The sequence below is a fragment of the Algibacter lectus genome (assembly GCF_004368925.1).
Classification (GTDB): domain Bacteria; phylum Bacteroidota; class Bacteroidia; order Flavobacteriales; family Flavobacteriaceae; genus Algibacter; species Algibacter lectus.
In genome coordinates, this window is the sequence record NZ_SORL01000001.1 from 1 (window position 1) to 22,557 (window position 22,557).

Below are 22,557 nucleotides of genomic sequence, written 5' to 3' on the forward strand. Positions count from 1 at the left end.
GTTTCAACGACTTAAAATCGAGGTCTTAAAGCCTCACAGAACTGTTCGAAATCTGTGTAGAAAAGAGAGGGGATTTACAATGTTGACGAGATCTGAAGTCTCTCCGTGTATATTAACCTTATTCCTCTCTTTTGTGCTTTCTATTTTATATGTTTAAATTAGTCTTTTTTATTTAAAGGCTAACTTAAGCCGTGTATATTTAATTGCTAGGTTCTTCTCTACTTGCGAATATTCCTGCGGAATATTCACGGGTTCGTAAATGTTTGCTAACTTAGTCGCTAAACCACGCAACTAACCATACACAACAACGTTACCTGCAAGCTAAAAAACCTATGAATACAGAAGAATTAGTAAAAGCATTTTATACCGAAAAACAGGATTTTCTAAAAAAATATTTATCTGAGAATCCTGAAACTGAGGTTGGACAATTAATTAAATCACTTAATCTGACGAAAGAGCAAAGTGTAATAATGGGAAAAGTTATGAATTCCACTTTGACTGATGTTTTTTATTCCATACTTCTAGGTTTAGAAGGAAGCGCATCTATTGGCGGAATACAGGAAAGATATGACTTGAAAGATGCAAATGGAAATAAATTAAACGATGGTGATATAGGAGGTTATGCTTATGAATATTTTCAAGAATCGGAATAAAACGGACTCTTTGACATCCGACTTAAAGAAAGTCGAAAAAAATCTTATATAAATATTCTGATGGTTATTTTCGAGAACATTTATAAGCCAAGTAATTTTATAAAGACCTCATTGACCGAATAAAAGATTGGAAAACGAAGAAATAAAGCCTGCAGGTAACACAGTATATAATTTATTGCTAGTCTTTGCTTGTTTGGGAAATCCTTCGGATTCCCCAATGTTACGGATTTCATTTACTAAATTAGTGACTTAAACCCCGCAACAAACCATATACATAAACGTTGTAGAGCATATAACGAAAGTCGAACTAAACAACAAAATAGCCAAGTTAAATAATGAGTTTCAAAAAGCCTTTCCATCGGAATTATAGACCAGTAAAAGAACAACCAAATTCAGGTTACAGCGATTGGGCTTACATCATTGAAAAGGATTATTCTCAAAATCCTGAACATTATACAAGAGCATTTTTGATAATTCAAGAAGACTTATTAAAACTATTTCAATTTATTGAACCTTCTGACATTAATAGTACAACTTTCTCATATAGAGTACACGAATTGTTAATGCGGACTTGTATAGAAGTCGAAGCGAATTTTAAAGCAATTTTTAAAGAGAACATCTATGAGCCTGTTTATAAAAATGGTAGCAGAATTGGAGAACCAAGACCTGAAAATATTCGAAAACCCTCTTTAAGTTGGAAAACTGACGGTGGATTAGAATGGTATCAAGCATATAATCAGTCAAAACACGACAGACTGAACAACTTTGAACAAGCCAATTTAAAGAATTTAATTGATGCTTACTCTGGACTTTGTGTTTTACTTTCATCACAGTTTCGACACGTAGATTTTCAACCAGGACCTGACAATATTCAAGCATCTGGATATTGTTATTTTGGTGGTGGTTTTGGAATTGGAGATTATTTAATGGTTGATTACCCAGATGATTGGAAAGACGAAGAAAAATATGATTTTAATTGGTCAGACCTAATAAAAGAGGGTAATCGTTTTGAAAAAATTGATTATAATAACATCTGATAAAATACGCTCTACAACACTATATATAGCAAATAGGGCAGTTAATGTTTAATCAAAAGGTCGTTGTCTATTTGCAAAGTCGCCAAATCTTTTGATTTGGTATTAAAGAGAAAAATTAAAACAAAATACAAAAGATTTGGCTTGTGGCTAAACCGAAAGTAATCGCTTATTTCCTAAATTAGCTTCAATATAAATCTGTAGGATATTTATATTGATAATCCCTTAATGTCTATATACCTGCCGTTGTGTGCAAGCTAAAAACAGAACTGTAAGAGAATTTGGTTTGAAAAAAACACTAATATCGAATGATAAATGAATACAGAGAATAAAGCCAAGGTGACGTTTGAAAATATTTCTTTTGAAACTGCAAAAAAAATGTGGGAAGAATATATTTCTGATTTTGTAAAAATAATATCTTCTGAAATACCTATAATTGACAAATGGGAAATGAGGAAAATGCGTGTAAATATTTGTGAAAAAGAAGAAAACGGATTAAAGAAAAGATGTGGAAGCTTACACAAGTATTTTACAGAATTGGAGTTACAAAAGGAAAACGTTGAAAAAATTTTTAGCTTGTTTCAAAATTTTTCAAATGATATAGGTTTAAGAGTAGAGCGGAATAAAAACAACGAAAAAGGTCTTGACAGATATGATTTTGAAGCTGTAAATGACAATACAGATGATAGTCTATCGTGTCATATAAATTTACCAAATGAGTGGAATAATCCTCGTATTTCGATTTCTGTTTTTGTTGGTTCGAGATATAGGAAAATTGATTTAGAAAGTATCGTATAGAATCAAAACAATAGAAAAGCCTGCACACAACAATGGCTATAATTAATACGGGGTTTGGTATTTAATTCAAAGTTCAGTGTATTTTAATAAGTCCGCCAAATCTTTTTGATTTGGCTTTAGAACAAAAAAGATAAAACAAAATAAAAGATTTGGCTAAGTGCTTAATCGAAAATTAATTACTTTTAATTCCCGTACTAACCATAGCCGAAGCCGTTGTGTAACATTTGTAAAATGAACAAAATTTTAACTTTTATATTAATATTTTTGACTTTTAGTTGCATTGACAATAAAAAAGAAAAAGAAATTCAACCAGAAGAAGTTGTAAAATCTAAACCAATAAAAACGGAAAAAAATATTTTCGATTTTGTTTTTAGAGATATTAAAGAAATTGAATATTTCAGCAACTTTGAAGTTGGAACTAGTTCTGTAATAAATTTTGAAAAAAGTAAATGGGAATATGCCATTTCTGAAATGCAGAATAAACAAAAACGAATAATTATTCTGGAGAAAATTGTTGAGACTGGAAAACCAGAAAAGAAATTTCAAATTTTAGACACCATTCATATTAATAATTTTAAAACGAATGAATTTATGTCTTTCGGAGTTTGCCAAAATAATGAAAAAGCAGATTCTCGAATTTTTACAGTTATTGAGAGTAGTGAAAATGATTTCGATTTAGAGATTTATACCAACATTAAAAAAGCGTGGAAAGCTAATCTTGAAACAAAAAAGATTGAGGAAATATCAGATATTAGTGGAGTTAACTGTATGAATGAGAGTTACGGAATATAAAAAACGTTACACAACACCATATATAAAAAATTGCTATTTTAGGCTTAATCAAAGTTTGTTGCTTTGTTTGCTAGCTTCTGATTTTCCTTCGGAAAATCCTCGCACACAAACACGCAACGTTCCTTACATATAAACGTTAGCAAACATTAAAAACCAATCTATGAAAGGAGTTTACATAACAATTATATTTTCTATTTTCTTAAGTTGTTCTTCTTCACAAAAAGTTGTTAAGGAAACAAAATGTCCTATAATTTACAAGAATAAGTTTACGGAAATTTTGAATGAAAAATATGTTACTATAAATGGTAAAGACACTACAGAAATTAATGAAATTAGATATGAATGTGTTTTTTCTGCATTTTATACGCACAAAGTGATGTTTGATAAATATGGGGAATGGGATAAGGAAATTTTTCCGAGTAACAGAAATTACCCAATACTAATGTGGAATAATATTGACCTCTTATCAAACGGAAAAAAATATACTGTTCTAACAAACGGTCTTGAGGAATGGAAGCATATTTACGCATCTGTTATGATATTAGATGAAAAAGAGAAAGACGTACTAACGGAACAAAATGAAGAAAAAATTGCGTTGACAAACTTTTTTGGAGAACTGATAAAAAATCATAATCCCGAAAAAAAAGACTTCTACGAGGTTTATTGGAAAATGGTTGACCCGAAACGTTGGGAAGAAATTAAACAATACCAAAAGAATAGATAACGTTTGCTAACTTTAGTGCTTAAATCACGTAGCTTTTCTTACAGAACAACGTTAGCAACAATATTAAAAAAAATGTATAAAACGACAATCATACTTCTTGTGTTGTTTGGAATCAATTCAATATTTGCTCAAGTAGAAAAAAATATATACGAATTAAATTCAATAGAAAACCTTTTAACCGACGATGTTAAGAAAATTATGGATGACAATTTGGTGGATAAAAAAGTTGTGTTTCTTGGAGAATCAAATCATTATTTCGGAGCTGACTTATTGGCTAAAACAGAATTTGTAAAGTATTTAGTTTTAGAACAAGGCTATAAAAATATAGTCTTTGAGAGCGATTTTTTTGGACTTTATTTTGACCATAATAAAAATATCGAAAATAATCTTTATCCCTTTTGGTCTCGTTCAGTTCAAGGTAAAGAATTATTCGAATTTATAGAGAAACATAACGTGACCATTTGGGGTTTAGATAATCAAATGACCTCTTATTATTCGTTAAAAAACTTTACCGAAAAATTGACTGAATTTTTACATGACAATTCCATAGAAGTTAACGCGGATTTTTTAGAATTAACGGAAACTTTTATCAGAAACAGAAATAATGCAGGCAAAGTTGTCGGTAAATCAAATTTAGAAATCTTAAACAAGGAACTTGAAAAACTTTTAGAGAACCAAGATGTAATTCGAAATAAACTTTGGTTTAAATTTATAGAAAGCTACAGAAGTAATATTATTATGAATTCAGCTCTTAATAGCAGCGAACAAGCAATAGTTATAAGAGATAACCAAATGGCAAAAAACTTAGATTTCATTGTTAATAAAATGCCAGAAAAAAAGTTCATTATTTGGTTACATAATGCGCATATGATAAAAGATAATTACGGGACTCGAAGTGGACAAACAATGGGATTTCAATTCGCAGAAAAAAAACTTAATAATTCATATCATATAGCAATTTCTTCTGTAAATATGCCCTTTAGAAAATCTAGATGGATTGAAAAATACAGTAAAGACGAAGAGAACTTATTGCATTTTTTACCTTCAACAGAAAAAAATTACTTGATTGACGCACGTCAAGTTATTAATGAAAATAAGCAATATCAACAAAACGAATATGAAGGAATGTTTGTCGTTGATGAGAAGAAGATAAAAACAAATTGGTTTAATCATTATGATGTCTTAGTCTTCATCTCAAAAGGGGAAGACATAAAGATTGCGGAATAAATACTGTTGCTAACAATGTGTAAAAAGAATCACTCAATTTTAGGTTTAATCAAAAGTCGTTGCAAGTTTACTACGTCTGATTTTCCTTCGGAAAATCCACGAACACAAACATCGCACTATTCTTATACGTAACTTTGGTATTCATGGCTCACTCAGCTCTTTGCATTGTAACATATTAATATTTTGCTCTACTAATACCTTGGACAATAACTTGCAAGAAATGAAAAAGAATAATGGAACGACTTTTATAGTAATAGGATTGATGTTTACAACTCTTGGATTAACAATTTTGAACGAATACAAAATTTTACAATACAGCGCCCTAACTCTTGGAGTTACATTAACAATATATAGTGTTTTTGTATCTGGAAAATGGAAGAAAAACCAAAAAAATATAAAAAATAAAAATTCTTTAATACATTAAACGATTCATAATAACTAAAATGAATTTTCTCTAACGATGAGAAAAGCCCCAGAGTCACCGCATACCGTTAAGAATGTAAGCGAAACGAAAAGCCTTTGCCTGATTAGAGGAGAAATGAAACAATAATTTCCGCAAAGCGATCTAATTATGCACTCAATCATAAAATAAAAGTAGTAGTAACCCAAGTTATCCAACCCAACCAAGCTCAACTTTAGTATCTTGCCTTAATAAAATATTATTATGAAAATAAACTTATTGTCTTGTGATGCTCAAAGACCAGATAGAAGAGCGATAGCTAAATGCATTGTAGAGATTTCAACCGGGATAGATAATGGTTTGGCAAATGAACTTACGGACATCCTTTTAGAAGGTGATCCTGTAGATATTGAGCTGGACGATAAAAACACAGGTTCTGCTTTACGTGCTTTGCGAAAGCTTGATATTGACTACGAAATTGTAGAATAATTTTAATAGGTTTTCTGGAGCTGGAAATCTAATGTTTTGTGTTTAGTTTGGGTGTTAATTATTTGTTAATCAGGGTTTTGTTAAATTGGTTAAAAAGGTTAAAACTATTTTAAATAGCATTTCAATCATGAAAAAAAGGTTTGCTTTGTTTTAAAGAACAAATAAATTTTTAATTATGAAAAAAGTATTATTAGTTGCTGCGATGGCAGTTTTTTGGGTAACACAAGTTACCGCTCAAGATTTTCGATTTGGTGCTAAATTAGGGTTGAACTTTGCTTCAATCACTGGAGATAATACCGATGGGTTTGATACGGTAACGTCTTTTAATTACGGACTTGTGGCTGAGGTGCCACTTTCGGAAAAATTCTCCTTTCAACCTGAGGTTTTATATTCTGGTCAGGGTTTTTCTTTGGGATCCGATGAATCTGATACGGTTCAGTTAGATTATCTAACCGTGCCGTTAATGGGGAAGTATTACTTAACTAAAGGCTTAAGTTTAGAAGCCGGACCGCAAGTAGGTTTTTTAGTTTCTGCTAAGCAAGACGATGTTAATTTAAAAGATAGTTACAAAGGTTTAGATTTAGGTGTCAACTTTGGATTGGGCTATAAATTAGACAACGGCCTTAATTTTTCAGCACGCTATAATGTAGGTTTATCAGATGTTAATGATGTCGATAGCTTTAATGACAAATATAAAAACGGAGTTATGCAAGTGTCTATTGGTTATTTCTTTTTCTAAAACAACAGCATAAATTAAGATATTTAAAACCGAGGCCTAGTGTTTCGGTTTTTTTTGAGTTTTAGCCGTGTAGTAAATAGCCCCATTTTAAATGCTTGCGTTTATCTAATCGGGAAAGGATTTTTAAAAATATCATAGCCGTTATTAAGGCATCGCCACTAGCAGTATGTCTATCTACTTTAGGTACGTTAAGTTCTTTGCATAAATCGTCTAGCGAATAATGTTTTTGTAAGGTATCTTGATATATTTTATGTTTAGATTTTTTGAAGAGCACACCAGTGTCGATAAACTTGTTTTTTAGTTTTCCTAAACCATTGCGTAGCATCATTTCATTCATCATGTTTTTATCAAAACCAGCATGGTGAGCAACAAGTACACTGTTTTGAATGTATTCTAAAAATGCTTTAATAGCTTCTAGTTCGGTTACTTTTTCATAATCTCCGTTTTTCATGAGACCATGAATTTTTACAGTTTCAGATTTAAAAATATCTTGATGTATATAAAGCTCAAAACTGTTACTTACAGGTATGGTTTTATGAACGATAGATACCGCGCCAATAGATAGCACACGATCTTCCTTTTTATCAAAACCTGTAGTTTCCGTATCAAAAGCTACAAAACGCGTATCCTCAATTAGACCTTTAGCTTTCTTTTTAAAACGCTCTAAATAGGCCAAATAAAATTCGGGATAATTGTCTTGTTTCTTTTTAAACCAATTAAATTCCATTTTAGATAAAGTTTTTTAAATCGAAACGTAATTTTAAAGTCTCTTGTATATCGTGTATCGGTTTAAAACAGCGCTTTAATTTTAGTTTTTCTTCCTTAGTTAAAGTTTCTAGTTTTATAAACTTCCCGGAGTTGTTGTGCAGTAAACCTTGTTTGGTTTTAAATTTAGACAAAGCCTTAAAAGCATAAGCGCAAGACTCGTAAAGTTCTTTGTTGTTCGGGTCTATTTCTGCCATTTTTTCGTAGCGCTCGTAAGTGTTGTTTACGTTTTTAATTTGATTGCTTAGCACCAGTAAACGCGCAGCATCAATTAAAGGCATTAAACCACGACTTTTAATATTAAACAAATCTTTTTGTTCACCATTTTGTTCAACTAAAAACTGTTTAAAAATACCAAGAGGCGTAGGGCTTTTAATAGCCTCGCTACCCAGGAATTTGTAGAAAAGGCTCGATCCGCCTAAGGCTTCAAAAATACTTTCCGATAAGGTGTCTACTAATTTTTCATTACCATAAACACCAGAGTAATCAAAGAAAATAGAGGATAGTAAAATAGCCTTATCATCTGGACTTAAAATCCAATTCTGAAATTGTGTTTTCCATTTAGAAATCGATTTACACCATTCCGGGTTAACCGCCATCATATCAGCTTCACAATATTCAAAACCAATTTTATTAAGCGATTTTGTTACATATTTAGCCAGTTGTAAAAAGTAAGCCTGAGTTTCTTCATACTTATCTTCAGGAACATCTTCAAACACCAAAGCATTGTCTTGGTCTGTAAACAATAGTTGTTCTCTTCTGCCTTGGCTACCTAAGGCAAGCCAAGAAAAAGCAACTGGTGGCTCGGTTGGCATTTTCTTTAAAGCAATTTCAATGGCACGAATGGTTACGGCATCATTAATTTCCGAAATAACATTAATAATATGTGTTAACGGAATATTTTGTTCTAAATAACTTTTAAGTAATGTGTTCGCTTTTAAGCGTGCTATGCGTAGTTTTTTGGTACGGTTGGCACGTTTTATTTCTTTTAAAATTACCGAAGGTGTGTTTCCTAAAGTCACTAAAACATCATGGTGGGTAAGTACACCTATTAGGCGCGAGTTTACCGTACCATCTTTGGTAATGCATAAATGCCCAATACTGTTTTTTATCATTTTTAGTTGGCCATCGGCAACCGTTAAATCTTTTTTAGCTGTAATTACCGGCGAACTCATAATATTGGTAACTGCTGTGGTAATCGGGAATTTACCCGTTGCAATTTTGTTTTTTATATCGCTATTGGTAATAATACCAACAGGTTTTTTATTGTCCACAACAATAATACAACCAATTTTATGGGTACACATTAGGTTAGCAGCCTCTTGCAATGTAGATGTTTTAGCACAGGTAATTGGTGTTTTTGTATAGTTTGCCGTTTGGAAATTTACAATGTCTTGCGATGTGTTAGGCAAGTAATCTTTAAAAATGGCATTATTTTCTTCGGTAGTGTAAGAGTCGTACGCATTTGTTGCAAAAGCCGTAATAAGGTATTTGTAAACCTTAGCATTATTCTCTGTAGCACTTTGGAAATTTTTAATAGGCAAGGCGTAAATAATAGTTTCCTCGTTTGCCGTAGCCGTTAATTTGTAATTTTCGCGCGCAATAAGTGGGCGCACGCCAAAAATATCGCCAGTATCATTAATAGTAACCAGCTCTTGCGTGTCGTTTTCTGTATGAAACAAGCTAATAGCACCCGCGCGCACAATATAGAAATACTCGTTTGCTGGTTGGTCTGCCTTAAACAAAGTGTCGCCTTTTTCCAGATACACAATAACAACCTCCTCTGCAATTTCTAAAAGCTTTTTAAACTTTATTAAATCGAAGGGCGGATAAATTTTTAAGAAATCGCAAACACGTTCAGCAATCGAGTTTTTCATAAGTTGTTTTCGGTGTAAAAATTATATTAATTTAAAATCTAAAAGTAGTTCACCTTCAATCGATGCTTGTAAATGGTCACCTTTTACATTTAGTCCAACACCAGCTGCAGGTGTACCTGTAAAAATAATATCACCTTCTTTTAAGGTCATAAAACTCGATACATACGCTATAATTTCAGCAAAATTATAAATCATAAAATCGGTGTTTCCAACTTGTTTTTGTTCACCATTAATAACCAAATCGAAATTAATATTGTTTAAATCTGGGAAGTTAGCAACAGGCTTAAAACCCGAAATAGGTGAGGCACCATCAAAACCTTTAGCTAAAGCCCAAGGGCCTTTGTTTTCGCGGCTTGCAGCAAGTACATCTTTGGCAGTGTAATCAATACCAACAGCAATTTCCGAAATGTAACCGTTAGCATCTTCCAAGCTAATGTCTTTACCCGTTTTTCCAATTTTTATTACCAACTCTAGCTCGTAAGCCAATTGGTTTGTAATTGCCGGGAAAACAACATCCGCATTACCCGTTACAACGCTACTATCTGGCTTTGTGAAAATAACCTGTTTACCCGTTTTAATAGCGCTAATTTCAGATTTATCATTCACATAATTTTTTCCAATTCCAATAACTTTCATTTACTTAGTTTTTTAGTTTATCATCAAATTTTAAGAGAAAATAAAAGTAGTAAATAAGCCATTTAAAAAAGTGCTTTTCCTCGAAAATAATTTGGGCGTTACCACAAGGGTCGGGCTTTTCGCAGTCGCTTTTTTGTGTTGCATAGGTGCAACCACACAAAAAGAGCTCCAACAAATGCTTCAATCCCTAACGCGGGCTAGTCTGTGATATTAAAACTTACAACGAGTTGTAGTGTAAATATGTTAGGTTGTTGTTAAAAAAAGCAAATGAAAATATGTCATAATCTCTACATGTGGTATCTTTATTGACTTGTATTCTCAATATACTAAAATTTCACATGCAACACCTTAAAGAATCCGGATCGCCTAAAGATAAAACAAAACAAAAAGTCACAATGGCTCAAGCCTTTAAAACTATTATTTGGCCACGCCGGAAATTGGTTTTATTAGGTTTGTTGTTAATAGTAATTCGCAGTTTGGCGGGTTTAGTATTGCCATGGCAAAGTAAAGTATTGCTAGACGATGTTGTACCAAGCAAAGATATCTCGATGTTGTACAATTTAATAGGTATCGTTATCGCGGCCATTACAGTACAGGCGGTAACCTCGTTTTTACTAACACAAATTTTAAGCGTACAAGCTCAATATTTAATAAGCGAATTACGAGCTCAGGTACAGAAAAAAGTGCTTTCTCTGCCTATTAGCTTTTTCGATAATACTAAATCTGGTGCTTTAGTATCTCGAATTATGAGCGATGTAGAAGGTGTGCGTAACTTAATCGGTACTGGTTTAGTGCAGCTTGTTGGCGGATCGTTTACGGCTATTGTTTCTCTAGTGATTTTAATAGATTTAAACCCATGGATGACACTTTTTGTATTCATCCCTTTGTCTATTTTTGGATATATCGCGCTTAGAGCATTTAAATATATTCGTCCAATTTTTAGAAAACGCGGAAAAATTAACGCTGAGGTAAAAGGTAGACTTACCGAAACACTTGCTGGCGTACGTGTGATAAAAGCCTTTAATGCTGAGGAACAAGAAAATATTGTTTTTGAAAAAGGCGTTGATAAATTATTTCAGAATGTAAAAAAGAGTTTAACCGCAACGGCTTTAATGACGAGTTCTTCGACCTTTTTAATAGGTGTTGCCACCACTGGTATTATGGGTATTGGTGGTTATTATATGATTTTAGGAGAAATGACCACTGGTGAGTTTCTTTTCTTCACCTTAGTACTTGGTTTTATGATTGCGCCTATTGTGCAAATGAGTAATATTGGTAGCCAACTTACCGAAGCTTTGGCTGGTTTAGATCGTACCGAAGAGCTTATGAATATGACGGCCGAAGAGGATAACGCGGCTCGAACCATAGAACTTAATACGTTAAAAGGTGATATAGAATTTAAGGATGTAACGTTCTCTTACGAGGAAGGAAAAGATGTCTTGCATAATATTAACTTTAAAGCGCCGGCAGGTTCGGTAACAGCTTTAGTTGGGAGTTCAGGATCTGGTAAATCCACTATAGCAGGACTTTCAGCAACGTTTTTAACGCCTCAAAAAGGTAAAGTTACTATTGATAATCAAGATTTATCTAAAGTAAGATTAAGTAGTTATCGCCAGCATTTAGGTGTGGTTCTGCAAGATGAATTTTTGTTCGAAGGCAGCATAAGGCAAAATATTATGTTCCCGAGACCAAATGCTACAGAAGCCGAATTACAAAATGCTGTAAAAGCAGCTTATGTTAATGAGTTTACGGATAGATTTGACGACGGATTGGAGACATTAATAGGGGAGCGTGGCGTGAAACTTTCTGGCGGACAACGTCAACGTTTGGCTATTGCGCGTGCTATTCTTGCAAATCCGAAAGTTATTATTTTAGATGAAGCCACATCGAGTTTAGATACCGAAAGTGAAGCTTTAATTCAGAAGAGTTTATCAGAATTAATAAAAGATAGAACCACTATAGTTATTGCACACCGTTTAAGTACAATTCGTAAAGCCGATCAGATTTTGGTTATCGAAGCTGGCCATGTTGTAGAACGCGGCACGCACGATGAACTTATCGCTTTAGGTGCACGTTATTATGATTTATATACATACCAAGCAAAAATTTAATACATGAAAGTAACCGATTTAAGAACGACCGAGTATCACGAGTATTACGCAGGCTACATAGGTAAGGTGCCAAAAACCTGGACTTTAAAAAAAGGTTTTGATTTAGGGAAAACCGAAGTCGTTGAGTTTTTTAAGACTGTCCCAAGTGATAAGTTAGAGTATCGTTATGCCGAAAATAAATGGACTGTAAAAGAAGTGTTTCAGCATATTATAGATACCGAGCGTGTTATGGGGTATCGTTGTTTTAGAATGGCTCGTCACGATGCTACGGCTATGGCAGGTTTTGAGCAGGACGATTATATTAAGCCTTCTAAAGCTAATCAAAAATCTATGGATATCTTGGTTGATGAGTATTTAAGCGTTCGCCAAAGTACAAATGCTTTAATACAGAGTTTAAGCGACGAAGATCTAGAATTTGTAGGGAATGCTAACGGAGCGGCAATGTCGGCAAGAGCAGTCGCCTTTATGATCTTAGGACACGAAATCTGGCATATTGATATCATAAAAGCGTTGTATTTGTAATTCAAAATATCAATTTTAAGACACTTTCTTCTTTTTAGTGTTTTGGAGTGTGCATTGTGGAGGTTTAAGTTTAATTTAAAGCCTTTTTTAAGCGATTTAAGACACTTTTTGGAAATTAACAAATGTTAATAATTATTACGTGAAGTCGATAAACTGCATTTAAAATGCCATTTTAATTTGTATATTTGTTTGTATTCAAAAGGATGCTCGATGGCATCTTTTTTTATGCTAATGAAATACTGATTCTTTTTACATGGCGTAAACTAGAATATTAGATTTTCATTAATCCTGTATAAAAAGCAGGGTCTCATATTAATAATAAAATAATATCAATTCATAATTTATGAGCGAAGAAAAAGAAGAGTTTAACAAGCACAATTATTCTGCCGATAGCATTCAAGCTTTAGAAGGTATGGAGCACGTGCGTATGCGTCCGTCGATGTATATTGGCGACGTTGGTGTACGTGGTTTACACCATTTAGTTTACGAGGTTGTCGATAACTCGATTGATGAGGCTTTAGCCGGACATTGTAACAATATTACAGTAATTATCAACGAAGATAACTCGATTACTACTGAAGATGATGGTCGTGGTATTCCTGTAGATTTACACAAAAAAGAAGGCGTTTCGGCTCTAGAAGTTGTAATGACTAAAATTGGTGCTGGTGGTAAATTCGATAAAGATTCTTATAAAGTTTCTGGTGGATTGCACGGTGTTGGTGTAAGTTGTGTAAATGCTCTATCTGCACACTTAAAAGCTACGGTTTATAGAAATGGAGAAGTTTGGGAGCAAGAGTATGAGCGCGGTAAAGCCTTATATCCTGTTAAGAAAATAGGAGAAACTGATAAACGTGGTACTATTGTTACGTTTAGACCAGATGAAACTATTTTTCAACAAACTTTAGAGTATAGTTATGATACTTTAGCAAGTCGTTTACGTGAGTTAGCTTACCTTAATAAAGGTATTACAATTCATTTAGTTGATAGAAGAACTAAAAAAGAAGACGGTGAGTTTGAAGGTGAAACATTTCATTCTGAAGAAGGTTTAAAAGAATTTATCAAGTATTTAGATGCCACTCGTGAGCCTTTAATGAAAGATGTTATTGCTTTTGAAGGAGAAAAAAATGGTGTCCCTGTTGAGGTTGCTATGATTTATAATACATCTTACGCAGAGAATTTACATTCTTACGTAAATAATATTAACACACATGAAGGTGGAACACACCTTTCTGGTTTCCGTCGTGGTTTAACTCATACCCTTAAAAAGTATGCAGATGAATCTGGATTATTAAAAAACTTGAAGTTTGATATTGCTGGTGATGATTTCCGTGAAGGACTTACCGCTATTATTTCTGTAAAAGTACAGGAGCCTCAGTTTGAAGGACAAACTAAAACAAAATTAGGTAACCGTGAGGTTTCTGCATCTGTAAGTCAAGCAGTATCTGAAATGCTTACTGATTACTTAGAAGAGCATCCAGATGATGCTAAAACCATTGTTCAAAAAGTGATTTTAGCAGCACAAGCGCGTCATGCAGCTCAAAAAGCTCGTGATATGGTGCAACGTAAAACGGTAATGAGTATTGGAGGTTTACCTGGTAAACTATCCGATTGTTCAGAGCAAGATCCTGCAAAATGCGAGGTATTCCTTGTAGAGGGAGATTCGGCAGGCGGTACGGCTAAACAAGGTCGTGATAGAGCATTTCAAGCTATTCTTCCACTTCGTGGTAAAATCTTAAATGTTGAGAAAGCCATGACTCACAAGGTTTTTGAAAACGAAGAGATTAAAAATATCTTTACAGCACTTGGTGTAACTATTGGTACTGAAGAAGATAGTAAAGCTTTAAACCTTTCAAAATTACGTTACCATAAAGTAGTGATTATGTGTGATGCCGATATCGATGGTAGTCACATTGCGACTTTAATTTTAACCTTCTTCTTTAGGTACATGAAGGAGCTTATTGAAAACGGACATATTTACATTGCAACACCGCCATTATACTTAGTAAAACGTGGTGCTAAAAAACAATATGCATGGTCTGATGCTGAGCGTGATGCTATTGTTTCTGAGTTTGGAGATGGATCTAAGATACAACGTTATAAAGGTCTTGGAGAGATGAACGCAGAACAACTTTGGGATACGACTATGAATCCTGAATTTAGAACTATGCGTTTAGTTCAAATTGAAAACGGAACAGAAGCCGATAGAGTTTTCTCTATGTTAATGGGGGATGAAGTACCGCCTCGTAGAGAGTTTATTGAGAAAAATGCTATTTACGCAAATATTGACGCGTAAAACATATTTATTTTATATACAAAAGCGCCTGTCTAAATTTAGACAGGCGCTTTTTATTTGGCTATTAATGTAGGACTAATTTGGGGCAAAATTTTTATAATATGTTTTTTTAGAATAATCCTAAGCCAGCTCTTACGCTTAGCGTACTTACTCTAACTCTCGTGTTGACTGTACTTCTGTTATTATATCTATTATTGTAATAGTTGTTGCTATAACCATAGTAGTAAAAAGAAGCATGATGGTAGTAATAGTCGCTGTGGTGGCAATGGTTGTCACAATGCTCGTAGTGGTTTGCATAAGCATCTTTTTTGCCTTTCATGTATGCGCGGTAAGCTTTTTTATCGTTTTTCTTCAAGTTCTTTTCGTAAGTTTTTTGATCTTCCCAAAAGGTTTCGTCGTCAGCTTTTGTTTCTGCTGTAAATTGTTGTTCGTATTTAGCATCTTCTAATGCTCGTTTTTGGTAATACGATGTTTTGTCAATTTGTTTTTCTTGAGAAACTTCTGCTTCTTGGCTGTATGTTACAAAAGAACTTCCTATGATTACTGCGAATACTAATGTTTTAAATAATGTCATCTCTTTAAAATTTTAATGATTAATTAAGCTTTTAATAAGCCTTCATTAATAAGACACCTTTAAATTAATTTACCCTACGGGATATTTGTTTTTTTATTCGGAATTAGCTTTTTATTACAAATTGAAACCTAAAGAAAACTGCCAAACTCTATTTTGAGGAGATCCTTCATCATAAATATCTCCTAAGCCAAGATGATATCTCACGCCTAAACTTACGCCAGAGTTTGTTTTAAATCCGCCACCAAAATTCATGCCCCAATCAAAGTTGTTAGGTTCAAATTCTTGAGTAGTATCAAATACCCCAAAGCTACTATCAAATTCTTCCTTATGCGAAATAGCTAAGCCTGCTTGCGGTCCTGCTTCTAAATAGAAATTGTTGCTAGGATATATTTTTAATAATAGAGGTACATTGATGTAATCTAGCTTTTGTGTGAATGTGCCGCTATTATCTTGTAATTCATAGCCTTGTTGTGAGTATAAAAATTCAATTTGTAATGCGGTATTATCACTCAAAAAAGATTCACCATATATGCCAGCATGAAAAGCATGCCTTTGTCCTGTTTCGGTTTCGCCATCAAAACTAACAGCGGCTAAATTATAACCGAATTTTATACCTGCGTTTGATGTTTTGTTTTGTGCGTTTATAGTGAGTAAGCTGCTTAAAGTTAATAAGCATGTTATAAGTAATGTTTTCATTTTAGTTGTTTTTTAATTGAGGTTTATTTACCACCGTTAGCTTGTAAATCGGCAATACACTGTGCATCTAGTTGAGGAGCAGTGCTCATACCTGCCATGTCGCTTAGGTTTGCTGCAGATTCTGATGCCCAATACATTAAGCAGTTTTCTATATCGCAATGTTTTGGGTGTTCTTCATCTTCATGTTCACTTTGTAGTGGTGTGCCTAAATTTGTGAGTCCTAATATATGTCCGAATTCATGGTTAATTACTGTCGTTTCTAGCAATGTTCTGTCCGGTTCAAATGGACTGTTACTAAAGCTTTCTACTGTTTCTTGGTAAATAACAAACGAGGTATTCCAGTAAGCTGTTCCTAACACAACGGTGTTGTTTTCTTCGGAATCATTATCAGATTTTCTATCAGAAAAATAAGCCCAAACCGCAATTTGGTTACTTGTGTTGTAGTGTGTTCTGTGTTCTATTTCTATGTCGGCAATATCTTCTAAACTATAAGTGGTTTTTCCTGGAGATGGGATCGCTCTTTTTTCAACAGTAATACCATTTGGTTTATAGGTTCTGTTTTCTAAAAAAGTAGTGAAATTGTTTAAAGCACTTTCGGTAGGTTCAAAACCTTCTACATAAACGACTTCAATAATCATGCTCGTAAAGGTGTTGTCTGATAGTAAATCGCGAGCCGAACTACCTGTGGTTTGTCGGTTTAATACTTTTGATACAGTGTTATCTGTATCATTGTCTTCTCCCGATTCGTCTTTAGAACATGCGCTTATTATTAAAAGGAATAGAAAGGAAATTAATATTTTAAACTTCATTGTATTGTATTTTAATTTTGTAAAGCAGCTGCCTATAAATAGACAGCTGCTTTTACCATAACTTACGGAACAAATGCTAAACTAGTTTTTAAATTTGAGTTAAAACTAATGTAATAGCTGAATTTGTTGAGCTTTGCAGAGAGATAGAACTTTGAGAAAAACTTGTAACTTCCCAAGTATTATTTAATAATTCGAAAGAAGCGTTTCCTGTAAAAGTTAAATTTAAAAATACTTCAAGCTCAGATGCTACGGTATAAGTACCTTCAATATCGCTTATTGTTGTGTTTACTGTGTTTTCTGCAGTACAACTTAAATCGTTAGCAAAATTGATAGTGTAATCGGCATAGTCATTTGCAGTGTTAACGCTAGCAGATATAAAAGATTCTACTTTAAAAACACCATCAACTAAAATGGTTTCTAAGGTGTCAGCGTTTTCCTCTGCGTCTTCCATAGCTTCGTCGTTTTCTAAACAATTTGTAATTGCAGTTTGTAAATCTGCATCACTACTAAGTTCTATTGCGGTATTGCTTTCTCCTGTTAATGTTGCTGTAATAGGGTAGTTAATTGAGAATAAAGCATCGTTATCAAAATTATTCATATAAGTGTACAATTGTTGTTCAGATTCTATAACAACACTTCCGGTTTGTTCTGCGCTTAAATCGTAAGTTAAAATTGTAATTGGGAAATCGATATTGATACAGTTTATAGCACCTTCAGCTTCATTTTCGGCCGCTTCACAAGCATCAATAAGTGCATCGTATTCCGCTTGATTTGCTACTTGTACTTCGGTATAGTTACTTAGCTTAACTGTTAATGGGAATTGAAATTCAATGCTGTCATCATCATTTGTAAACTGTCCTAAAATATTTAAAACAAGTTGGTAATCTGCTTGACTAATTAAAGTAATTTCTGTGTCATTAACTGTAGCGGTTAATGGAAATAAAATAGAAGAGCAAGATACACCATCTAAAAAATCATCAAAACTACCATCGTACATAGACGAGCGTTCTAAGTTGTTTGCTGTTGGTGATGTTGCAGAATTTGTATTTGGGTTTTGTCCGTTTTCGTTATCAATTTCATCTTGACAAGATGTGAAACTCAAAATTGATGTTAATAGGATTGCTGTTAATAATTTTAAATTTTTCATGTTTTTAATTTTTAGGGTTTTTATAATTTTCTTTTTCACAGCCGTTTTTTTCGCCGTTCTGTAATTAAGACCCTTAGATATAAGTTTACCCTATGATTTTTTTAAAAATATTTGAAATTAAATATAAGTCACTGTTTATCAGTGTGTATTGCTGTTGATTTTTTTTGTTATATTTTTACCGCATATCAATTTGTATAAACTTTATGAATAGCCCCAAGCATAAACTTTGCGAAGAATCTCATTTTAACACCTTTTACACAGAACATATTCAAGCCGCAAGTAATTTTGCCTTTTATAAGTGTGGAAATAGTGATGCATCTTTAGATTATGTACAAGATGCGTTTGCTAAAATTTGGGAAAATTGTTCTAAAATAGATTTCTCTAAAGCCAAAACATATCTGTTTACCACGGTTAATAATTTATTTTTAAATACTATTCGACACCAAAAGGTGGTGCTAAATTATGCAAAAGAATCGCCATATTTAGATGAAACTAATTTGAATCCAGAATATATAATGGAGGAAGATGAGTTTAAGCAAAAACTTATGTTGGTTATTGAGAACTTAAGCCCAGAACAACGGGAGGTTTTTTTATTGAATAGAATAGAAGATAAAAAATATAGAGAGATAGCCGAATTGTTAGATATATCTCAAAAAACAGTTGAAAAACGAATGTCGGCAGCCTTAAAAATATTAAGAAGTAAAATTGAAGACTTAAAAATTTAATTTTTTAGTAGGGTAAATAAATAATAAGGTGTCTTATAGTTGTATAGCATAAAAGATGAATAAAGAAAACGACATATTAAAATGGTTTGAAGGTGAAATGTCTTTGGAGGATATTAAAAACAAATATCCTTTGGAAGATTTTTCGAATCTAGAAAAAATGGGCTTCTATTCTAAGCAGATTGAAGTGCCAATAATAGATGCAGAACAAGCTCTGGCCGATTTTAAGAAAAGATCATTTAAAAAAGAAGAAACCAAGGTTGTTCCATTAAACTTTAAAACGTTTATGAAGGTTGCAGCTGTATTGGTTGTGTTATTAACATCATCTTACTTTTTGTTTTTTAATCATACCACATCTTATTCAACTGAAATTGCTCAAACCGAAACTCTAAAATTACCCGATAATTCTGAAGTGATACTGAATGCACAGTCGGAGTTAGCCTTCAATAAAAAAGAATGGAAACAAAATAGAAGTTTAACCTTAAAAGGTGAAGCTTTTTTTAAAGTAACAAAAGGTAAAAAGTTTACTGTAGATACCGATGCTGGGAGCATTCAGGTTTTAGGAACGCAATTTAATGTTAAGGAACGCGATAATTATTTTGAGGTACAATGCTACGAAGGCTCGGTTAGTGTTACACATAAAAATAATAAAACCATTTTAACACCAGGAAAATCTGTAAGAGTTGTTAATGGAGAACTTGTAGAGGTTAAGCCTTTTAATGCTGAAAACCCATCATGGTTGGCTAAAGAATCTAGTTTTAGTGAGGTGCCGCTGTGGCAAGTAATAAACGAGCTAGAAGTTCAGTATGATATTGTTATCGATGCGAGTAAAATTGATGCCGAGCAGATGTTTTCTGGAACTTTTACACATAACGATAAAAACATAGCTCTGCAATCTGTAACTATTCCGCTTAAATTGAGTTACGCTATAACGGGGAAAAACGTTGAGTTTTATAACTATGAATCTAACTAAAATTTATTTTGTTTTAATTTTATTCAGTGGTTTCTTTTCTTTCGGATTTCAATCTCAAGATAAGAAGCCGTTAATTGATGTTATTGCAGAAATTGAAACCAAATTTGATGTTAAGTTTTCGTATTCGGTAACAGATGTGGATCAGGTTTTTGTTGAAGCTTTTAAGGATTCAGAATCTCTTCAATTTATAATAGACAAGTTAAATGCAAGCACAAATTTAAATTTTAAATTACTTAACGAGCGGTATATTACCATTTCTACCATCGAAAAAACTATTTCGCTGTGCGGTGTTTTAATAGATAACTTAGAGCAGTTGCCTTTGCTTGGAGCTTCCGTGGTAATTAATAATAGATCTAAAGGTGTTATTACAGATATAGAAGGTCGATTTCAGTTAAGTAATATTCCCATTAATGAAACTATAGAAATTCGTTTTTTAGGGTTTAAATCTCTAACATTTAAAGCTAGTGAGCTGAGGTCTTTAGATGGTTTTTGTAAAACCATAATAATGGAAGAAGAAAGTCAGGCGCTGAATAAAATATTAATATCTAAGTTTTTAACAATAGGCTTGCAGAAACGTATTGATGGAAGTACGGTTTTAAATACGGCTAAATTTGGAGTGTTACCAGGGTTAACAGATCCCGATGTTTTGCAGTCTATACAAGCTTTACCTGGTGTAGAAAGCGTAAATGAAAGTATTGCTAATATTAATGTACGCGGTGGTACAAACGACCAGAACTTAATACTTTGGGACGGTATTAAAATGTATCATTCAGGACACTTTTTTGGTTTAATATCTGCTTACAATCCATATTTAACAAACCAAGTAGTGGTTACTAAAAATGGAACGCCAAGTGAATTTAGTGATGGTGTTTCTAGTACCATTAATATGTCTACTAAAAATAAAATAAATAATACATTTTCTGGAGGTTTTGGAGCTAATTTAATGCATGCCGATGTGTTTTTAGAAATACCTATTAGTAAAAAAATGGCTTTGCATGTTTCTGGTAGACGCTCGTTTACCGATGTTTTTAATTCACCAACTTATGATAATTATTTTGAACGTAGTTTTCAGGATAGTGAGTTAACAACTAATAGTGATAACATAAGTGAAGGTAACCGAAGTTCAGATTTTTTCTTTTACGATTATACAGCGAAATTATTGTTTGATTTAAATGAAAATCATCAGTTTCGTGCAAACGTAATTGGTATTAATAATAATTTAGATTATACCGAAACATATACAGATGATGACGATAATGTAAATTCTAAAACCAGTAATTTACAGCAAGATAATATTGGTTTTGGTGGAAGCTGGAATGCAACGTGGAATGAGAGATTCACAACAGAAGCCTCTGTTTTTTATTCAAACTACAATGTAGATGCTACAGATAATAGAATTGAAACCAACCAGCAACTAACCCAAGCAAATGAAGTATTAGAAACCGGTTTTAAGCTTAATACTAAGTTTAAGATAAATGCATATTTACATTTTTTAAACGGTTATCAATTTAGTGAAATTGGTATTTTGAATGAAACTACGGTAAGTGCACCATCTTATGAGAAAACGAAAAAGGATGTTCTTCTAAATCATGCCTTGTTCAGTGAAATTGAATTTAATAAAAACAATACATATTTACGAGTAGGTGTAAGAGGAAATTATTTTCAGAAATTTAATAAACTTGTTATTGAGCCGCGATTAAATTTTAGGCAAAAACTTTCAGAACAAATAGCGTTTAAACTACAAGGCGAATTTAAAAATCAATCGGCAAATCAAATTATTGATTTTCAGGACGATTTTTTAGGGGTTGAAAATAGAAGATGGATTTTGGCTAACGAAAATGATATTCCAATATCTGAAAGTAAACAAGTGTCTTTAGGTTTCGAGTTTAATAAAAATAATTGGTTAATGGATGTTGAAGGCTTCTATAAACAAGTTGATGGAATTACGGCTTCAAACCAAGGGTTTTATAATAATTTTCAGTTTGTTAATGCCACCGGAAATTATACGGCAAAAGGTGCTGAGTTTTTAATTAATAAAACAGCCAATAAGTATAGTACATGGCTTAGTTATACTTACAGTCAAAATAATTACAAATTTCAAAGTTTTAGCCCTTCTGTATTTCCTAATAATGTAGATATACGGCATTCGGTATCATTAGCTGTAAATTATAATGTTTTAAAGCAGTTAGAACTATCCATTGGTGGTATGTGGCGTTCAGGCCAGCCTTACACTAAACCTGTTGAAGGTAATGAGACGGTTAGGGATGGGAATGATGTTTTGGTGAATTATAGTGATCCAAATAGTTCTAATCTTGATGATTTTATAAGATTAGATGCTTCCGTAAATTATACATTTCGAGTTACAGAAACTGTGCATTGCGCTTTAAGAGCAGGGGTATTTAATGTTTTAGGGAAGCAGAACGTTATAAATAGGTATTATGAAGTTAACCCAGAAGACTCTAATACTGCCATTCAAATAGATAATAAATCCCTTGATTTAACTCCAAATTTAAGTCTTAGATTCAATTTTTAATCCGTTTAAAAGTTTTAATTACTCGATTAAATACATTTTTTAC

22 protein-coding genes are annotated in these 22,557 nt (G+C 32.9%); 15 read left to right on the forward strand and 7 right to left on the reverse strand.

Annotated elements, in window-relative coordinates; genetic code table 11:
• The first annotated feature begins 332 nt into the window (after window positions 1–332).
• From DFQ06_RS00005 to DFQ06_RS00045, 9 genes are all read left to right on the forward strand, one after another.
• Window positions 333–653, forward strand: a complete 321-nt coding sequence (locus tag DFQ06_RS00005; RefSeq protein ID WP_133965316.1) for a hypothetical protein — start codon at window positions 333–335, stop codon at window positions 651–653.
• Between the two features lie 335 nt (window positions 654–988).
• Entirely contained in the window at window positions 989–1,690 is a 702-nt protein-coding gene (locus tag DFQ06_RS00010; protein WP_133965318.1) for a hypothetical protein, read from the forward strand.
• A 312-nt stretch (window positions 1,691–2,002) separates the two neighbouring features.
• Window positions 2,003–2,485 (forward strand): hypothetical protein, encoded by a 483-nt coding sequence (locus DFQ06_RS00015; RefSeq protein WP_133965320.1) that lies wholly within the window; start codon window positions 2,003–2,005, stop codon window positions 2,483–2,485.
• 231 nt (window positions 2,486–2,716) lie between these two features.
• Window positions 2,717–3,277 (forward strand): hypothetical protein, encoded by a 561-nt coding sequence (locus DFQ06_RS00020; protein WP_042499904.1) that lies wholly within the window; start codon window positions 2,717–2,719, stop codon window positions 3,275–3,277.
• A 160-nt stretch (window positions 3,278–3,437) separates the two neighbouring features.
• Window positions 3,438–4,001, forward strand: a complete 564-nt coding sequence (locus DFQ06_RS00025) for a hypothetical protein (protein WP_133965322.1) — start codon at window positions 3,438–3,440, stop codon at window positions 3,999–4,001.
• A 72-nt stretch (window positions 4,002–4,073) separates the two neighbouring features.
• Complete coding sequence (locus tag DFQ06_RS00030; protein WP_042506282.1) at window positions 4,074–5,228, forward strand: erythromycin esterase family protein; 1,155 nt, start codon at window positions 4,074–4,076, stop codon at window positions 5,226–5,228.
• A 220-nt stretch (window positions 5,229–5,448) separates the two neighbouring features.
• Entirely contained in the window at window positions 5,449–5,652 is a 204-nt protein-coding gene (locus tag DFQ06_RS00035) for a hypothetical protein (protein ID WP_133965324.1), read from the forward strand.
• Between the two features lie 240 nt (window positions 5,653–5,892).
• Window positions 5,893–6,117 (forward strand): hypothetical protein, encoded by a 225-nt coding sequence (locus DFQ06_RS00040; protein WP_133965327.1) that lies wholly within the window; start codon window positions 5,893–5,895, stop codon window positions 6,115–6,117.
• A 175-nt stretch (window positions 6,118–6,292) separates the two neighbouring features.
• Window positions 6,293–6,856, forward strand: a complete 564-nt coding sequence (locus tag DFQ06_RS00045) for a porin family protein (protein WP_133965329.1) — start codon at window positions 6,293–6,295, stop codon at window positions 6,854–6,856.
• A 61-nt stretch (window positions 6,857–6,917) separates the two neighbouring features.
• Here the strand turns inward: DFQ06_RS00045 and DFQ06_RS00050 are convergent, their stop codons facing one another.
• The 3 genes from DFQ06_RS00050 to DFQ06_RS00060 are packed head-to-tail and all read right to left on the reverse strand — an operon-like array spanning window position 6,918 to window position 10,134.
• Entirely contained in the window at window positions 6,918–7,583 is a 666-nt protein-coding gene (locus DFQ06_RS00050; RefSeq protein ID WP_074940008.1) for a 3'-5' exonuclease, read from the reverse strand.
• A gap of 1 nt (window position 7,584) precedes the next feature.
• A complete protein-coding gene (locus DFQ06_RS00055; protein ID WP_133965331.1) occupies window positions 7,585–9,498 on the reverse strand; it encodes a DUF294 nucleotidyltransferase-like domain-containing protein in 1,914 nt (637 codons plus the stop codon).
• Window positions 9,499–9,519: 21 nt separating this feature from the next.
• Window positions 9,520–10,134, reverse strand: a complete 615-nt coding sequence (locus DFQ06_RS00060; protein ID WP_042506288.1) for a fumarylacetoacetate hydrolase family protein — start codon at window positions 10,132–10,134, stop codon at window positions 9,520–9,522.
• Between the two features lie 338 nt (window positions 10,135–10,472).
• On the opposite strand from DFQ06_RS00060, the gene DFQ06_RS00065 reads away from it, so the two are divergent.
• From DFQ06_RS00065 to gyrB, 3 genes are all read left to right on the forward strand, one after another.
• Window positions 10,473–12,245 (forward strand): ABC transporter ATP-binding protein, encoded by a 1,773-nt coding sequence (locus DFQ06_RS00065; protein WP_133965333.1) that lies wholly within the window; start codon window positions 10,473–10,475, stop codon window positions 12,243–12,245.
• 3 nt (window positions 12,246–12,248) lie between these two features.
• On the forward strand, window positions 12,249–12,767 hold the full coding sequence (locus tag DFQ06_RS00070) for a DinB family protein (protein ID WP_042499928.1): 519 nt from the start codon (window positions 12,249–12,251) through the stop codon (window positions 12,765–12,767).
• Between the two features lie 343 nt (window positions 12,768–13,110).
• Complete coding sequence (gene gyrB, locus DFQ06_RS00075) at window positions 13,111–15,060, forward strand: DNA topoisomerase (ATP-hydrolyzing) subunit B (protein ID WP_042499930.1); 1,950 nt, start codon at window positions 13,111–13,113, stop codon at window positions 15,058–15,060.
• 109 nt (window positions 15,061–15,169) lie between these two features.
• Here the strand turns inward: gyrB and DFQ06_RS00080 are convergent, their stop codons facing one another.
• The 4 genes from DFQ06_RS00080 to DFQ06_RS00095 all read right to left on the reverse strand — a co-directional run bounded on the left by DFQ06_RS00080 (window position 15,170) and on the right by DFQ06_RS00095 (window position 18,286).
• Window positions 15,170–15,634, reverse strand: a complete 465-nt coding sequence (locus DFQ06_RS00080) for a hypothetical protein (protein ID WP_133965335.1) — start codon at window positions 15,632–15,634, stop codon at window positions 15,170–15,172.
• Window positions 15,635–15,748: 114 nt separating this feature from the next.
• The gene (locus tag DFQ06_RS00085) at window positions 15,749–16,330 is read right to left on the reverse strand and encodes a porin family protein (protein WP_133965337.1); all 582 of its coding nucleotides are present in this window, start codon (window positions 16,328–16,330) and stop codon (window positions 15,749–15,751) included.
• Window positions 16,331–16,353: 23 nt separating this feature from the next.
• Complete coding sequence (locus DFQ06_RS00090; RefSeq protein WP_133965339.1) at window positions 16,354–17,139, reverse strand: zinc metalloprotease; 786 nt, start codon at window positions 17,137–17,139, stop codon at window positions 16,354–16,356.
• 88 nt (window positions 17,140–17,227) lie between these two features.
• Window positions 17,228–18,286, reverse strand: coding sequence for a hypothetical protein (locus DFQ06_RS00095; protein WP_133965341.1), 1,059 nt, complete (start codon window positions 18,284–18,286; stop codon window positions 17,228–17,230).
• 203 nt (window positions 18,287–18,489) lie between these two features.
• Here DFQ06_RS00095 and DFQ06_RS00100 point away from each other — a divergent pair, with 203 nt between their 5' ends.
• Genes DFQ06_RS00100 through DFQ06_RS00110 form a run of 3 tightly spaced genes read left to right on the forward strand, consistent with a single transcriptional unit; the run spans window position 18,490 to window position 22,514 of the window.
• Window positions 18,490–19,011 carry an RNA polymerase sigma factor gene (locus tag DFQ06_RS00100; protein WP_042506293.1) on the forward strand — a complete coding sequence of 174 codons (522 nt, stop codon included), beginning with the start codon at window positions 18,490–18,492 and terminating at the stop codon, window positions 19,009–19,011.
• 55 nt (window positions 19,012–19,066) lie between these two features.
• Window positions 19,067–19,981, forward strand: coding sequence for a FecR family protein (locus tag DFQ06_RS00105; RefSeq protein WP_133965343.1), 915 nt, complete (start codon window positions 19,067–19,069; stop codon window positions 19,979–19,981).
• On the forward strand, window positions 19,968–22,514 hold the full coding sequence (locus tag DFQ06_RS00110; RefSeq protein ID WP_133965345.1) for a TonB-dependent receptor plug domain-containing protein: 2,547 nt from the start codon (window positions 19,968–19,970) through the stop codon (window positions 22,512–22,514). Before DFQ06_RS00105 ends, DFQ06_RS00110 begins: the two co-directional genes overlap by 14 nt.
• Window positions 22,515–22,557: the final 43 nt, after the last annotated feature.